Annotated in this window: 16 protein-coding genes; 9 read left to right on the forward strand and 7 right to left on the reverse strand. The window is 68.8% G+C overall.

The genetic code is table 11. The annotated features are described in order from the left end of the window. Window positions 1-7: 7 nt before the first annotated feature. Together H5J31_RS31275 and H5J31_RS31280 are read right to left on the reverse strand one after the other, a co-directional pair. Complete coding sequence (locus tag H5J31_RS31275; RefSeq protein ID WP_181776263.1) at window positions 8-652, reverse strand: polysaccharide deacetylase family protein; 645 nt, start codon at window positions 650-652, stop codon at window positions 8-10. Window positions 653-655: 3 nt separating this feature from the next. Next, on the reverse strand, window positions 656-1,327 hold the full coding sequence (locus H5J31_RS31280; protein WP_236005490.1) for a glycoside hydrolase family 11 protein: 672 nt from the start codon (window positions 1,325-1,327) through the stop codon (window positions 656-658). 202 nt (window positions 1,328-1,529) lie between these two features. Between H5J31_RS31280 and H5J31_RS31285 the strand changes: the two genes are divergently transcribed. Then, a complete protein-coding gene (locus H5J31_RS31285; RefSeq protein ID WP_181776264.1) occupies window positions 1,530-2,174 on the forward strand; it encodes a GNAT family N-acetyltransferase in 645 nt (214 codons plus the stop codon). Here H5J31_RS31285 and H5J31_RS31290 read toward each other — a convergent pair. Both H5J31_RS31290 and H5J31_RS31295 read right to left on the reverse strand, forming a co-directional pair. After that, the gene (locus H5J31_RS31290; protein WP_181776265.1) at window positions 2,164-2,808 is read right to left on the reverse strand and encodes a response regulator; all 645 of its coding nucleotides are present in this window, start codon (window positions 2,806-2,808) and stop codon (window positions 2,164-2,166) included. The genes H5J31_RS31285 and H5J31_RS31290 overlap by 11 nt on opposite strands. Then, complete coding sequence (locus H5J31_RS31295; RefSeq protein WP_181776266.1) at window positions 2,805-4,007, reverse strand: sensor histidine kinase; 1,203 nt, start codon at window positions 4,005-4,007, stop codon at window positions 2,805-2,807. Before H5J31_RS31295 ends, H5J31_RS31290 begins: the two co-directional genes overlap by 4 nt. 173 nt (window positions 4,008-4,180) lie before the next feature. Between H5J31_RS31295 and H5J31_RS31300 the strand changes: the two genes are divergently transcribed. Next, window positions 4,181-5,269 carry an alpha/beta hydrolase family protein gene (locus H5J31_RS31300; protein ID WP_181776267.1) on the forward strand — a complete coding sequence of 363 codons (1,089 nt, stop codon included), beginning with the start codon at window positions 4,181-4,183 and terminating at the stop codon, window positions 5,267-5,269. Here the strand turns inward: H5J31_RS31300 and H5J31_RS31305 are convergent. Continuing rightward, complete coding sequence (locus H5J31_RS31305; protein ID WP_181776268.1) at window positions 5,266-6,222, reverse strand: SDR family NAD(P)-dependent oxidoreductase; 957 nt, start codon at window positions 6,220-6,222, stop codon at window positions 5,266-5,268. The two genes, H5J31_RS31300 and H5J31_RS31305, sit on opposite strands and share 4 nt — an antisense overlap. Before the next feature lie 56 nt (window positions 6,223-6,278). Between H5J31_RS31305 and H5J31_RS31310 the strand changes: the two genes are divergently transcribed. The 3 genes from H5J31_RS31310 to H5J31_RS31320 all read left to right on the forward strand — a co-directional run bounded on the left by H5J31_RS31310 (window position 6,279) and on the right by H5J31_RS31320 (window position 8,331). Continuing rightward, a complete protein-coding gene (locus tag H5J31_RS31310) occupies window positions 6,279-6,671 on the forward strand; it encodes a MerR family transcriptional regulator (RefSeq protein WP_181776269.1) in 393 nt (130 codons plus the stop codon). A gap of 36 nt (window positions 6,672-6,707) precedes the next feature. Next, the gene (locus H5J31_RS31315; RefSeq protein ID WP_181776270.1) at window positions 6,708-7,085 is read left to right on the forward strand and encodes a PPOX class F420-dependent oxidoreductase; all 378 of its coding nucleotides are present in this window, start codon (window positions 6,708-6,710) and stop codon (window positions 7,083-7,085) included. Between the two features lie 259 nt (window positions 7,086-7,344). Next, window positions 7,345-8,331, forward strand: a complete 987-nt coding sequence (locus H5J31_RS31320; protein ID WP_181776271.1) for an MCE family protein — start codon at window positions 7,345-7,347, stop codon at window positions 8,329-8,331. Window positions 8,332-8,488: 157 nt separating this feature from the next. On the opposite strand, the gene H5J31_RS31325 is transcribed toward H5J31_RS31320, so the two are convergent. Both H5J31_RS31325 and H5J31_RS31330 read right to left on the reverse strand, forming a co-directional pair. After that, window positions 8,489-8,920, reverse strand: a complete 432-nt coding sequence (locus H5J31_RS31325) for a hypothetical protein (protein ID WP_181776272.1) — start codon at window positions 8,918-8,920, stop codon at window positions 8,489-8,491. Continuing rightward, entirely contained in the window at window positions 8,913-9,278 is a 366-nt protein-coding gene (locus H5J31_RS31330; RefSeq protein WP_181776273.1) for a hypothetical protein, read from the reverse strand. Before H5J31_RS31330 ends, H5J31_RS31325 begins: the two co-directional genes overlap by 8 nt. 426 nt (window positions 9,279-9,704) lie before the next feature. Here H5J31_RS31330 and lanKC point away from each other — a divergent pair, with 426 nt between their 5' ends. The 4 genes from lanKC to H5J31_RS31350 all read left to right on the forward strand — a co-directional run. Next, complete coding sequence (gene lanKC, locus H5J31_RS31335; protein WP_181776274.1) at window positions 9,705-12,248, forward strand: class III lanthionine synthetase LanKC; 2,544 nt, start codon at window positions 9,705-9,707, stop codon at window positions 12,246-12,248. 38 nt (window positions 12,249-12,286) lie between these two features. After that, entirely contained in the window at window positions 12,287-12,427 is a 141-nt protein-coding gene (locus H5J31_RS31340) for a SapB/AmfS family lanthipeptide (protein ID WP_101613675.1), read from the forward strand. Between the two features lie 232 nt (window positions 12,428-12,659). Further along, a complete protein-coding gene (locus H5J31_RS31345; RefSeq protein WP_181776275.1) occupies window positions 12,660-14,327 on the forward strand; it encodes an ABC transporter ATP-binding protein in 1,668 nt (555 codons plus the stop codon). Beyond that, the coding region (locus H5J31_RS31350; protein WP_181776276.1) for an ABC transporter ATP-binding protein at window positions 14,324-15,059 on the forward strand (736 nt) is incomplete at its 3' end. The genes H5J31_RS31345 and H5J31_RS31350, both read left to right, overlap by 4 nt.

The raw sequence follows: 15,059 nt of genomic DNA on the forward strand, positions 1-15,059 counted from the left end.
CTCGAAGCTACCCGGGTGCCACCGCTCGTCCGGTCTGCGGGGAGATCATCCCGGCGCACAGCCCGCGGGCGGCCAGGCCCTGGGCGATCCGCGGGATCGCGGCGACGGTGTTGGCCGGCCAGTCGTGCATGAGGATGACCTGCCCGTTGGTGAGCCGGGCGTTCGCCGCGACGATCGCGTCGGTGCTCGCGTTGTTCCAGTCCTGCGAGTCGACGTCCCAGATGATCTGGGTGAGACCGTACCGCGACGCGACCGACCGCACGGTCGCGTTGGTCTCGCCGTAGGGCGGCCGGAACAACTTCGGTGTGCCGCCACCGGCATTGGCGACGGCCTGTTGCGTCCGGGAGATCTCCGAATCGACCTGCGACTGGCTCAGCTGGGTCAGATGCGGATGCGTGTAGCTGTGGTTCGCCACCCACATTCCGGCGCTGACCTGGGCCCGCACCTGCGTCGGATTCGCGGCGGCGTACTGGCCCTGGTTGAACATCGTGGCCCGCAGCCCGCTCTGCCGGAGCGCGGTGAGCAGGCGAGGGGTGTTGGAGGCGGAAGGCCCGTCATCGAAGGTGAGCCCGACGTAGCCCGAGCAGGCGGCTGCGGGGACGGCACCGGGAGCGAAGGTGAGGGCGGCGACCAGCGCGGCGACGACGAACACGGGTCACCCGCCCACGGTGATGCTGGAGTTCCCGCTGCTCTGGTACCCCTCGGTCGCCATGATCATGTAGTAGCTGAAGGAGCCGAGCCGCATGCCGGCCCGCGCCCACGCGTCGAAGTGGTTTCCGGTGGTGATGGTGCCGCCGGTCCGTTTCGCCTGCCGGACGCTCCAGTACTGGTTGAACGTCTTCGTCCCTTCGACGGACGGGGCGTTGTACCTGGTCGTCTGGTAGATGTCGTACGTCCCGCCGTCGCTGGTGACGGTGCCCTTGTAGGTCCCGGTCGGCCGGTAGGTGCCCCAGTTGTCGACGATGTAGTACTCCACCAGCGGATTCGACGTCCAGCCGTAGAGTGTCAGGTAGGCGTTCCCGGACGGGGTGAAGCTGCCCGAGTAGTTCACGCTCCGCCGTGAGCCGTTGCTCCAGCCCTTGCCCGCCACGAAATTGCCGGTGTTGCTCCACGAGGTGCGATAGCTGCCACCGGAGCTCAGGGTCATCGAGACCGAGCCGGGCCGGTCGGTCCAGAACGAGTAGTAGTACCCGTTGTTCGTGCCGGTCTGGTTCGTCGTGATCACCGTGTCGGCCGTGGCCGTGCCGGAGACGAACGCCGTGATCATCGCGGCCGCGAAGGCCCCGCTGAGCAGCATCCGGAACCGGGATCTCCCAAGAGACTTCATTGCGTTTGCTCCCTCTTCGTCGAGGTCTGCCGAGGAAAAAAGTGTCTGTGGCGCGGAGGAAGCCGGTCAAAGACTTTCGAAGAAGTTTCGGAGTTCGCGTGAGTGTGGCCAGGCTCATTCCCGGCTCCGACGATGGGCTCTGGAGCTCGCGTCCCGGCTACCGATATCGTCAAGGGATGCTGGTGATCGTTCGTGAGCACCCGTGCGGCCGGGCGCGGTGAGCCACTCCGCCCCGGAGCCGGAGCAGGTCGGGCGGAAGGTGCGGTTACGCGAGGTCGGCCTTCGGGACCGTCGCGTCCTGATGGGCTTCGACCGTGACATGGCCCGCGAGGCGACGCCGCTGATCGGCGGCGGGCACCGGCACTGGGCCTCCCACCGTTCACTCGCCGACGGCGACGACATCCACTTCGGTATCGAGACCGTCCGTGGGCGGATGCTGGTCGGATCGGTCTGCACCATCGGCGCCGACCCGGCGACCGGCCTGTTCGGCTACGGCATCGGGATCGCGCCTCGCCACCAGCGCTGCGGCTACGCCACGGACGCCATCACCGTCCTCCTGTCGCATATGTTCGAGCAGCGCGGCTTCCGCAAATGCGAGGTCAGCGTGTACGGCGGCAACCTGGCGTCGTTGTCGCTGCACGGCGGACTGGGTTTCCGCGAGGAGGGCAGGCTGCGCGACACCGAGGTGGTGCGCGGCGAGATCAAGTACCTGGTGCGGATGGGCATCACGGCGGAGGAGTTCGCCGCCCGCCGTCCGGACGACCTGGGCGGATTCGGCCGCCAGGGGCAGCACCGGCGGCCCCGTCGCGGCAAGCACTGGCGTGCTCCCGCCGCCGTCAGCGGGTAATGCCCGTCTCGTAGGCGAAGACGACGGCCTGCACGCGATCGCGGAGATCGAGTTTCGTGAGGATGCGGCCGACATGCGTCTTCACCGTCCCCGGCGAGAGATACAGCAGTTCGGCGATTTCGGCGTTGGACAGGCCGCGGGCCAGATGTTGCAGCACTTCGCGTTCACGTCCGGTGAGCAGGCCGAGTTTGCCGTCGGACGGCGGCACCGGCCGGCCGGTGACGACGCGATCCAGCAGGCGGCGGGTGACGGTGGGGGCGAGGGTGGCTTCGCCGGCGGCGACGACGCGGACCGCGGAGAGCAGGTCCGGCGCCAGCGAGTCCTTGAGCAGGAAACCACTGGCCCCCGCGTGGAGCGCGGCGTAGACGTACTCGTCCAGGTCGAAGGTGGTCAGCACGAGCACCCGGGTGCGATGCGCCGCGGCGATCGCGGCCGTGGCCTCGACGCCGTCCATCTCCGGCATCCGGATGTCCATCAGCACGACGTCGGGATCGAGGGCCGCCACCAGTTCGACGGCCTCCGCGCCGTCGCCCGCCTCGCCGACGACCTCGAGGTCGTCCGCGTTGTCCAGGATCATCCGCAGACCGGTGCGCACCAGCGCCTGGTCGTCGGCGATGACCAGCCGGATCGTCATGTCGGCAGGGTCGCGCGGACGACGAAGCCGCGTTCCGGGCGCGGGCCCGCCTCGAAGACGCCGCCCAGCACACTCACCCGTTCCCGCATCCCTTCGAGCCCCTGCCCGGTGCCGGACGGCGGTTCCGCCGCGTTGCCATCGTCGGTCACCTCGATCTCCAGCGCGTCCGGCTCGTACCGCATCACGATAGTCACCGAAGCACCGGAACCGGCGTGCTTCAGCACGTTCGTCAGGGATTCCTGCACGATCCGGTAGGCCGCCAGGTCCACTGTGGACGAAAGCGGTCGCGGTTCGCCCTCGACGCGGAACTCGACCGGCGTGCCCGCCGAGCGGATGTCGGCGGCCAGCCGCGGCAGGCGTTCCGCACCGGGCCGGGGCTCCCACTCCGGCGCGTCCTGGCCGAGTGCGCCGAGCAACCGCCGGATCTCGCTCAACGCCGTCCGCCCGGTGTCGACGATGGCGTCCAGCGCCTCCCGCGACCGTTCGGGCCGCCGGTCCAGTTCCGCTTGCGCGCCTTGGGCCTGCAGGACCACCACCGAAAGCGCGTGCGCGACGACGTCGTGGAGTTCGCGGCTGATCCGCCCGCGTTCGGCCGCCACCGCCAGCGCCGCCTGGGTGTCCCGTTCGCGTTCGAGATCGGTGGCCCGCTGCTCCAGTACCGAAAGCCGGATCCGGCGCTGCCGCGTGTTGAGACCGGCCAGCCAGGCCACCGTCAGCGACAACCCGACACCCGGGAAGCCGCCCCAGTCCTGGACCTGATCAGCGTCGATGTCGTCGGCGGGTGGCGCCCAGGGATCGATGACGATGATCCGCGGCGGCACCGGGGCAGGGGTATGAGAGTTCGCTTCGGAGGCATAGAACGCCCACGCTCCGAAGACGAGCAGCCCCGCCGCCAGCAGGACGAGGGAAAGCCGTCGCGACCCCCAGGCCGCGACGGAGAAGAGACCGATCAACGCCACGACATCGACGGGGAGAAGGTCGTTCCCCATGGCCAGATGCAGAAGGGAGACCACCACGCCCACCGCGAAGGTGATCTCGGGGTTCCGGTGCCGCACCAGCAAGGAGGCCAAGGCGAGCAAGGACGTCAGCCACCACGCGGCGCCCTCCGGATCATCGCTGGCGACCACAGTGGACAGTCCTATGAGTACGGTCAGCCCGATGTCCACGGCCTTCGGGTGACGCCTGAGTACGGCCAGCACCGGCCGAGCGTAGCCCGGAACCGGACGCGGCGGATCCACCGCGAGACAGACATCGGCGTACGACCTGCGACAGACGAACGGGCACCGGCGACGTGCTCTCCGGCCGATGCGCGAACACGCGCCCGCGCCTCAGGCTGGACGACGGAAATTCGTCGACAGAAACGGAAAATCCCATGAGAAGGCTCCTCGCCGTCCTCGCCGCCACGATCGCCCTGGTGCCCCTGGCGAGTCCGGCTTCGGCGGCCCAACGGCTGACGCTGCCACCGCCGACCGGCTCCCATCCCGTCGGTTCCACGGACCTGCACCTGGTCGACGACTCGCGCCGCGACCCCTGGGTCCCGACCGGGCCGCGCGAGCTGATGGTGTCGATGTTCTACCCGGCGCTGCTGCCGATCGGCCCGAAGCGGCCGTATCTCACCTTGGCCGAAGCCAAGGTATTCCTGACCGAATCCGGCGTCCCGGACGTCGACCCCGCCCGGCTCGCCGAGATCCGGACCAGCGCCCGGATCGATGCCCCGCCCCGGCCCGGAAAACGGGCGCTGGTCGTCCTTTCGCCCGGTTTCGGCAAACCGCGCACCACGCTCACCGGACTCGCGGAAGAGCTGGCGAGCAAGGGCTTCGTGGTCGCGCTGATCGGCCACAACCACGAATCCCACGGCACCGCTTTCCCGGACGGCCGCGTCACCGAATGCGCCGCCTGCGGCTCCGATTCCACGCTGCTCCCGCCGATCCGCTCGGCCGACGTCTCGTTCGTCCTCGACCAGCTGACCAGGCCGTCTTCACGGTGGTCCTGGTTGATCGACCGCACCCGGATCGGCATGGCCGGGCATTCCATCGGCGGTTACAGCACGCCGACCGCGATGGTGGACGACCGGCGGATCCGCGCCGGCGTCGACATGGACGGCAGGCTGTGGTCGCCGATTCCGCCGTCCGGGATCGACCGGCCGTTCCTGCTCCTCGGCCGGGAAAGCGAGTACACCCCGGCCGGCCCGGACACGACCTGGGTGGGCAGCTGGCCGAACCTGACCGGCTGGAAGCGCTGGATCAGCGTCGCGGCCGCCGGGCACGCGTCCTTCACCGACGTCGGTGTGCTCGGTGAGCAGCTCGGCGTGACGAAGCCCGGACTGCTCGGCGGTGTGCGCGGTATGGAGCTGACCAGGGCGTATGTCTCGGCGTTCTTCGACGCGAAGCTGCGCGGGGGACGTCAGCCGCTGCTGGACGGGCCGGTGACGGGAAACCCCGAGATCAAGTTCTGGAACTAGACGGCGGTGACTCCGGTGAGGCCGGCGGAAAGCTCCCAGAGCCGCGCGGCCTCATCGGCGTCGATCGCGTGGGGCCGCACCCCGGCCCACGGGCCTTCCTCGAAGGCGATCTCGGCGACGTCGCAGTCTTCGCAGTAGAGCCCGCCCAAGCCGTCGAGCCGCGGCGACGTCGCCGCCCAGACCTGGGTGGCCGCACCCTGCTCCGGTGACTTGAATGCGGGGTCGGCCGCGTTCCCGTGCTCGTCGATCCAGCCGAAGCCGACCATCTCGTCGTGCCGCAGGTGTCGTTGCAGGGGAGTGAGGATGGCGCCCGGGTGCAGGCTGAACGCGCGGACGCCGTGCTCGGCGCCGAGCTTGTCCAGGTGCACCGCGAACAGCACTTTCGCCGTTTTGGCCTGGCCGTAGGCGAGCCACCGGTCGTAGCCGCGTTCGAAGTGGACGTCGTCCCAGCGCATCGGCGAGGAGTGATGTCCGGAGGACGCCACCGCGACGACCCGGGCGCCGCCGTCCGCCGTCAGCGCTGGCCAAAGCCGGTTGACCAGGGCGAAGTGACCGAGGTGGTTGATCGCGAACTGCGATTCCCAGCCGGGGCCGACCCGCCGTTCCGGTGCGGCCATGATCCCGGCGTTCGCGATCAGCAGGTCGATCGAGCGTCCGGTTTCGAGGAAGCGACCGGCGAAGGCCTCGACGCTCGCCAGGTCGGCGAGGTCGAGTTCGCCGACCTCCGTTCCCGAGATCCCGGCGAGGGCGGTTTCCGCGTCGGACGAGCGGCGGGCGGGGACGATGACCTGTGCGCCCGCTTTCGCCAACGCGCGGGTGGTTTCCAGGCCCAGTCCCGAATATCCGCCGGTGACGACGGCGAGCCTGCCCGAAAGGTCGATTCCGCTCAGAACCTCTTCGGCCGTGCTGCGCGCGCCGAAACCGGATCCGATCCTGTGCTGTGAGGTGGTCATGCGGCGAACGCTAGGAGCTAGAGCGTCCTCTAGGTCAACCGGTTACCCTGGGCCGCGTGACGGAACTCGCGATCGGCCAGGTCACCGAGCGCACGGGGCTCAGCGTGCACGCGCTTCGCTTCTACGAGAAGGAAGGACTGCTCGCCGCCCCGGTGAAACGGGACGCGAACGGCCGCCGCGTCTACACCGAGCAAGACGTCGAGTGGCTGGTCAACTGCACGAAATTCCGCGCGTCCGGAATGCCGCTCGCCACGATCCGCGAGTTCGCCGACCTCGTCCGGCAGGGGCCGGGGAACGAGGAGAAGCGACTGGACCTGCTGCGGGAGCACCAGAACCAGGTCGTCGGGCGGATCGCCGAGCTGAACGACTGCCTGGAGCTGATCACCACCAAGGTCCGGATCTACGAAGAGCACGTCGAGCGGGGGACGGCGGACGCGCTCTGGCGTTAGCCGTCACGTTCCGCGCGGCGGCCTCGTCCAGAGGGCATGACGACACAGATCACCAGGTTCACCGACCAGAAGACCATCCTGCTGAAGACGTTCAAACGGGACGGCACCGCGGTCGGGACGCCGGTCAACATCGCCGTCGAAGGCGATCACGCGTTCATCCGCACGTATGACGCGGCCTGGAAGGCCAAGCGGATGCGGAACAACCCGCGGGTCGAGATCGCCCCTTCGACGTTCCGCGGCGCTCCGACCGGTGACCCGGTGCGCGGGCACGTCCGCCTGCTCGAGGCCGACGAGGCACGGCACGCGGCAGCGCGGCTCGCCGCGAAACACCGTCTCCTGCACGGCTTTCTCGTCCCGCTCCTGCACCGGATGAAGAAGTACAAGACACTCCACTACGAACTCCGGCTCGATTAGCCACCACCGCACTCACGTGCTTGAAGACGGATCTCGCGTGCTTGGGCGCCGCACACCCGGGTTCGGTGACCAAGCACGCGAGTCACGTCTCTGAGCACGCGAGATCCGGGCCTCAGCACACGAGCCACGCCTTCGCCCCGGCTGTCACCTCGGCGAACGGCTGTCCAAAGTGGACGGACATTGCCACCCGATCGGTGCAACGTTTCGCCTGGCGATCGGCCTGGGCACGCCCTAGGCTTTTCCGCTGCGAGGTGAGGCGATGAGATCCTTCGGCGGGGCGGATCCGGTCAAGGTGGCGCTCGTCGGGCTCACCACGATGGCGCTCGGGATGGCGGCCGCGCTCAACGCCGACGCCCTGCCGGTGATCGGCGGCGGCACCACCTATTCGGCCGAATTCTCCGACGCCGGCGGACTGCGCGCGGACAACGACGTCCGGATCGCCGGGGTGAAGGTCGGCAAGGTGTCCGAGATCGACCTCGAAGGCGACCGCGTTCTCATTTCCTTCCGGGTGAAGGACGCCTGGCTCGGCGACGCCACGAGTGCGTCCATCCAGATCAAGAACGTCCTGGGGCAGAAGTACCTCGCGCTCGACCCTCGCGGCGAAGGCGTCCTCGACCCCGGCGATCCCATCCCGGTGCGGCGGACCACCGCGCCGTACGACGTCCTTGAAGCGTTTCGGGATCTGTCCAAGACCGTCGACGCCATCGACGTCGATCAGCTCGCGAAGAGCTTCGACACGATTTCGGCCACCTTCGCCGATACGCCGGCCGACGTCCGGGCCGCGCTCGACGGGATCTCCAAGCTGTCGGGCACCATCGCCTCCCGCGATCGGCAACTCCGGACCCTGGTGGCGAATACGCGGCAGGTCTCCCAGACCCTCGTCGACCGCGACACCGAGGTCCAGCACCTGATCCGGGACGGCACTACGCTGCTGCGTGCGATTTCCACCCGGCAGCAGGCGATCAAGGACCTGCTCGACGGCTCGAAACGGCTGGCCGCCGCCCTCGACGGCATCATCGCCGACAACGACGGGCAACTCGGCCCGGTGCTGGAACAACTCGACCGGCTGACGTCGATGCTGCAGCGCAACCAGGACTCGCTGGCCAAGGGCATCGCCGCGTTCGCCCCGGCGATCCGGGTGCTCACCAACGTCGCCGGTAACGGGCACTGGATCGACGGCTACCTGTGCGGGCTCATCCTGCCCTCGTTCGGCCCGATCAACGAAAAGGGCTGCTTCGACAAGTGAGTTATCGAGGGATAAGGCAAAGGTGGCGTGGTCGGCGCCGGTCGTTGCGTCCGGCCGCGCGGCGGGTGTTGCGAAAGCCACTTTCGCAACGTTCAACGTTGTGAAAGTGGCTTTCGCAACACCCGAAGTGCGCCGCGCCCGCGAGACTTATCCCTGGTTATAAGGATGGCTTCGTCCGGCGCAGCCAGTACAGGCCGACCATCGGCAGCACCAGCGGGATGAAGAGGTAGCCCTGTCCGTACAGCGACCACACGGTCGCGTGCGGGAAGGCCTCGCTGTCGAAGAGGCTGAACGTGCCGACGGTCAGCACGCCGACCAGTTCGATCCCGCAGGCGAGCAGCGCGATCCGCCACCAGCCGGTGCCGCGGCGGGCGAGTGCCACGGTGGCCAGGACGTAGACGACGGCGGCGAAAGCCGACAGGACGTACGCCAGCGGGGCTTCGTGGAATTTGGTGCTGATCTGCACCGCCGCGCGCGAGGTCGCGGCCAGGGCGAAGATCGCGTAGACCGCGACCAGGATCCGTCCCGGGCCGGAGGTCTTGTCCGGTGCGACGTCGGCCACCGTTTTCTCCTCGGTCTCCTCAGGCACTGGCGCCTGCCCAAACCTCGTGCAGCCGGAGCACCATCACCGGGATGGCGAGGCAGGCGATCCCGAGGATCGCGGTGCTCGACCGCGTGCGCTCCGCCAGCGCCCAGAACGTCCCGAGCGGGAGCACGACCAGACTGCCGATCAGATAGGCGAGGTAGGTCGCCATGCTGCCCGGGCGCCCGCCGTCGATCAGCAGTACGACGCCGATCACGAGCTGGACCACCAGGAGCACCTCGACGACGCCGAGGCCGACGAGCAGCGGGGTGTCCGGCAGTTTCTTGCGCGCGGACTGCACGAAACTCCACACCGCGACCAGCGTCGCGCAGATCGCGACGGTCACCGCGAAACCTGTGATCACGGCCGCCCTCCTTACCTACTCCGCCAGCGACAACGTACCTCCGGGGATCATGCCGCCGACGGGCGACCGGCGCGGTGCGTGGCGGGCGCCACGGGAGCGTGCAGTGGTCCAGACCTCGCGTGAATAGATCACGAAGCGCGCACGGTTGGCGTTCGGTCAATTCGATGGACCCTTATTGCTTTCGGCCTTTCGACCTGGGATTACGGCACGAATCCATCCTGTTACACACCGACCGGGTGGTTGGAAATCGAGTTGATCTCACCCTGGGTGCGCCTACTTTTCGGTAGGTTTCGAATTCACGTCCCTGAACAGCCCAGTCGAACCCCCGGTATGGCGGATTGGCCGTTCGCTGTCCGACGGGTGGAATATTCCCCATCGCGATGGTGCACTTGGCCCATCCGATTGGTGCCAAGGAGGGGGCGCTCGATGGACGTCCGGTACGAAGCGTATTGCTTCGCCGATCCACTGTTCTTCGATGAGCAGCGTGAATCCGGGGACGCCGCCGACGATTTCGCCTCCCTGTTGCCTGCTCCCGAAGCCGGTTGGCGCACCGGAGTGCGCGGAGTGTGGCGGATGCTGCACCCGCTTGCTCGAAATCTTCCTTTGCAGGGCTGGAAAATCCATGTCTCCGCAGGTCTGGGCAATGCCGAGAGCGTGCTCGTGAAGGTGCACGAGCATTGTGTCGAGCACGAGCTGTCGTACAAGCATCTGCGCTCCCGGAGCACCCTGCTGGCCAGGAATTCCAAATACGCCCCGCGGGACGGTAGTGGTAAGTTACTGACTCTTTATCCGGGTGACAACAACGAGCTCGAGCGCGTTCTCGCCGAGTTGTCCGCGAAGCTCGACGGCGAAGCCGGCGCGTATATTCTCAGTGATCTACGGTATGGTGCCGGGCCGCTCTACGTGCGGTATGGCGGATTCGCCGAGCAATGGGTCGAACTCGACGGCAAGCGTGTCCTCGCGATCCGCAAGCCGGACGGGACGCTGGTCCCGGATAAGCGCGAGCCGACCTTCTCCGTACCCGACTGGGTGACGATTCCGGAGTTTCTCGCACCTCATCTCGCAGCTCGCAAGGCCGGCGGCCCCGAGCAGTTCCCCTATCAGGTGAAGAGCTCGCTGCACTTCTCCAACGGCGGCGGCGTGTACCTCGCCGACCGGAACGCCGACGACGAACGCGTGGTCCTGAAGGAGGCCAGGCCGTTCGCCGGCCTCGACCGCGACGAGATCGACGCCGTCGACAGGCTCCGCTGGGAGCACGAGGTGCTGGAGCGGCTGAAGGGCATCGAGGGCATCCCCGCCGCCTACGACCGGTTCACCGTCTGGGAGCACCACTTCCTGGCCATGGAGTACATGCCGGGGGTCTCGCTCGGCAGCTGGCTCGCCCGCAACTACCCCCTCACCCGGAGGGATTGCACCGAGGCCGACATCGTCGCCTACACCGAACGCGCCTTGGCGCTGGTGGAGCGGGTGGCGCGGATGGTCGACGAGGTGCACGACCGCCGGATCGTCTTCGGCGACCTGCACTCGATGAACATCCTGGTGGACGGCGACGACGACAAGATCGGCCTGATCGACTTCGAGATGGCCACGGACGCCGACAGCGGCAAACGTCCGGCGCTCGGCGCACCCGGGTTCCGCGCCCCGCGGGACCGGAACGGCTTCGAGATCGACGACTACGCGATCGCCGTGCTGAAACTGTGGATCTTCCTGCCGCTCACCACGCTCCTGGAGCTCGCTCCGGCGAAGCTGCGCGGGCTCGCGGACTTCGTCCAGCGGCGGTTCGACGTCCCGGAGGGCTACGCCGACGCGATCGTCGCCGAGCTCGCGCCCCGGAACGCCCCGCCGCGAAGCGCTTCGACCGAACTCGACCAGGAGGCCCCCGACTGGGCGCTGGTCCGCAAGCAGATCGCCGAGGCGATCCTCGCCAGCGCGACCCCCGAACGCACCGACCGGCTCTTCCCCGGCGACATCGAGCAGTTCCGCGTCGGCGGAGCGTGCTTCGGCTATGGCGCCGCCGGTGTCCTCTATGCCCTGCACGCGGTCGGCGGGGAGCGGTATGCCGATCACGAACGCTGGCTGCTGGACTCGATCCGCCGCGAACCGCCGGGTCGCCCGGGGTTCTACGACGGCTCGTACGGGATCGCGTACGCCCTCGAAGAGCTCGGGTACAGCGAAGAGGCAACCAAACTGCTGACGGCGTCGGCGACGCTGGTCGAGCAGACCACCGACCACAGCCTCGAAGGCGGCCTCGCCGGCATCGGGCTCACCCAGTTGCACTTCGCGGTGAAACGCAAGGACAACGAGTTCGGCAGGCAGGCGCTCGGTACCGCGGTGCGGCTCGCCGAGGCGCTCGAGACCGCCGCCCCGCCCGGCAAATTCGCCAGGGCAGGCCTGCTCAACGGCTGGTCCGGTCCGGCGCTCCTGTTCGTCCGGCTCTTCGAGCGCACCCGCGAAGAGGGCTGGCTGTCCTTCGCCGACCAGGCACTGCAACGGGACATCGAGGAATGCGTCGAGTCCGACGACGGCTCGTTGCAGGTACGGGACGGCGAGTCCAGGACGTTGCCGTACGTGGGTGTCGGCGGCGCCGGGATCCTCATGGTCGCCGAAGAACTGGCGAAGCACCGTCCGGACGCACAGGCGTTGAAGAGCCTTCCCGGACTCCGTGAAGCGTGTCGTGGCGAGTTCGTCATCCACCCCGGACTGTTCTTCGGCCGGTGCGGGCTGATGACCGCGCTCTCGATGGGCGCCGAACCGGATCAGCGTGTCCGCGACACCATCGACCTGCATCTTTCCCGGCTGGCCTGGTACGCGATGCCGTACAAGGGCGGCCTGGCGTTCCCCGGCAACCAGCTGCTGCGGCTGTCGATGGACGTCGTCACCGGCGGCGCGGGCGTGCTCCTCGCCCTCGCCGCGACCCTGGACGGGAAGGCCGTGCTGCCTTTCCTGTCCTCACAGACCACCGGCCACTGACGGCCGGCGGAAATAGGTAACCGATGAAAGGGAACACCATGGAACTGGTTCTCGACTTGCAGGCCCTGGAAGCCCCCGAGGTCCTCGAAGGTGGCCACGGCGGCGGCGGCGGGGGCAGCAACCTGAGCCTGCTCGCTTCCTGCAACAACAGCACCATCAGCCTGCTGACCTGCCACTGATCGCAGGCACTTCGCTAGCTGCTAGGTGAAGGTGCGGGAGCGGCACAGGCCAAGTGCGCCGCTCCCGCGCTCTTCATTTTGCCTTTCGGCATGTCTCGATGGGATCACGTTGTCAGAAATGGGATGCGGAGTAGAGCGTTATCGGGGAAATCAGCCACAAGCGTGAACCGTGCCGGCCGAAGGCCGCGCGATCGCGGACGCGGGTGCACGCCCCGGACCTGGAAGGAGTGGGATGGCGGGTTCCGCCGATCGCCTGCTGGTCACCGTGACGGCACTCGATCGTCCCCGCCTGATCGCGCTGATCCTGAGCGCGCTCGCCGGGACCGCGGCGGGGCTGCTCCTGCCCGGCGCTCTGGCGGCCGCGGTGGACGCCGTCGTGGCAGGCCGCCCCAGCTTTCCCGAGGTCTCCTGGCTGTTGATCCTCGGCATCACCGAGATCCTCGTCGGCCTGATCGGCGGCATCCTTTCGGCGCGGATGACCAGTTCCGCCACGGCCTGGCTACGCCGCAAGCTCGCCGACCGCTATCTCGCGCTCGGCACGCGTTCGAAGTTCGCCGACGGCGACGCGATCAGCAGGCTCACCGGTGACTGCACCGGCGCCGGAATGGTCGCCTCGATCGTCGTCCAGCTGGGTTCGGCCGCGCTGATCTCCGGTGGCGCCGTCATCCTGCTCGCCGCGATGGACTGGCGCCTCGCCCTCGTCTTCCTCGGCAGCATCCCGTTCGCGCTGATGCTCGCGCGCACACATCTGAAGAACACCGCCGACGACGTCCTCACCTACCAAGAGGTTTCCGGGGAACTGGCGGCCAGGATGGTCGACGCCGTCGCCGGGCTGCGCACGATCGCCGCGTCGGGTACCGCCGACCGCGAAGCCGAACGGGTGCTGCGGCCACTGCCGAAACTGAGCCTCGCCGGCCTCGGGATGTGGCGTACGCAGGCCAGGATGGTGTGGCGGTCCGGATTGCTGCTGCCCGCGGCGGAGATCGCCGTGCTGGCCGCGGCCGGATTCGGCGTGATGGAAGGCAGGCTGACCGTCGGCCAGGTCCTCGCGGCCCTCGGCTACGTCGCGCTCGGCATGGGCCTGGTCACCCAGATTCCCTTGCTCACCACGCTTTCCCGCTCGCGACAGTGCGCGCGGCGGATCAACGAGGTGCTGCATTCGCCGGTTCCTGAGCCGGGCAAGCTCGGCGTCGTCCCCGGGAGGGGCACGCTCGAACTGCGCGGCGTCACCGTCGAAGGCGCGCTTCGGGACATCGACCTGGTCGTCCGCGGCGGCCGGTTCACCGCGGTCGTCGGGCGGTCCGGCTCGGGGAAGTCCGCGCTGGTCAACGTCCTCGGCGGACTGCTGATCCCGGACGAGGGGACGGCGGTGCTCGACGGCCGTCCACTGGAGCAGCTGCGGCCGTACGAACTCCGCGCGGTGATCGGCTTCGCCTTCGAACGGCCCGCCCTGCTCGGCGCCACGATCGGCGACGCCGTCGGCTACGGCTCCTGGGCCGGGGAGGCCGCCGTGCGCGGCGCCTGCCAATCCGCGCAGGTCGACGACCTGATCGTCCGGCTGCCGAACGGATACCGGACGCCGCTCGCGGAAACCCCGCTCTCCGGCGGGGAGGCACAGCGGATCGGGCTCGCCCGCGCGATCGCGCACGCGCCGAGGGTGCTCATCCTCGACGACGCCACCGCCAGCCTCGACACCGTCACCGAATTCGCCGTCGAAGAAGCGATCGAACGCACGCTGCCCGGCCGGACCCGCGTGGTGGTGACGCATCGCTCGGCCACCGCGGCGCGGGCGGACGTGGTGGTGTGGCTGGAAAGCGGCCGGGTCCGCGCGGTCGGCACGCATGAGGCGCTGTGGCGGAACCCCGCCTACCAGGCCGTTTTCACGGAGGGCGCGCAGTGAGCGTCTGGGGGCTCTACCGCTCGGCGCTGGCCGGGCAGTGGAGAGGCGGGCTGGTGCTGCTGGCCTGTTCCGTACTGGAGAGCGCGCCCGCGTTCTTGTCCGGTCGCCTGGTCGAACTCGCGGTTGACGAGGGGTTTGCCGCGGATCGACCAGGCACCGGACTGCGTTGGCTCGCGGTGTTCGGCCTGGTCGCGGTGATCGGCGCGTTCGGCTCCAGATTGGTGTGGCATCAGCTCGGCAAGGTCGTCGAACCGCTGCGTGACGCGCTGGTGAGCGCCGTCGTACGCGGGGTCCTGCACGATCCGTCGCCACCGCGGAATCAGCCGGACGCCAGTGGCGTCGCCCGGATCACCCAGCACGTCGAGGTGGTCCGCGACGCCACGGCCGGACTGCTTGTGCAGGCACGCGGGATGATCGTGACGACGGTGGCGGCGCTGGCCGGCTTGTTCACCGTCGCCGGTTCGCTGGCGCTGATCGTCTCGATCCCGGTGGCCGTCGCGGTGCTCGTGTTCGCCTGCCTGCTGCCGTCGCTGGCCCGCCGTCAGCGCGCGCTGGCGCTGGCCGACGAGCGGACCGCGGAGGTCGCGGGCGCGTCCCTGTCCGGGATGCGCGACGTCGTCGCCTGCGGCGCGGAACCCCTTGCCGCGCTTGAGCTCTACGACGCCATCGACACGCAGGCCAAGGCGGCCGTCCGGGTGGCGCGGTCGGGGGCGGCCCGCGCGGTGGTGATCG

Origin of the sequence: Amycolatopsis pittospori, assembly GCF_013870525.1 — a bacterium.
In the GTDB taxonomy this organism is placed as follows: Bacteria; Actinomycetota; Actinomycetes; order Mycobacteriales; family Pseudonocardiaceae; genus Amycolatopsis; species Amycolatopsis pittospori.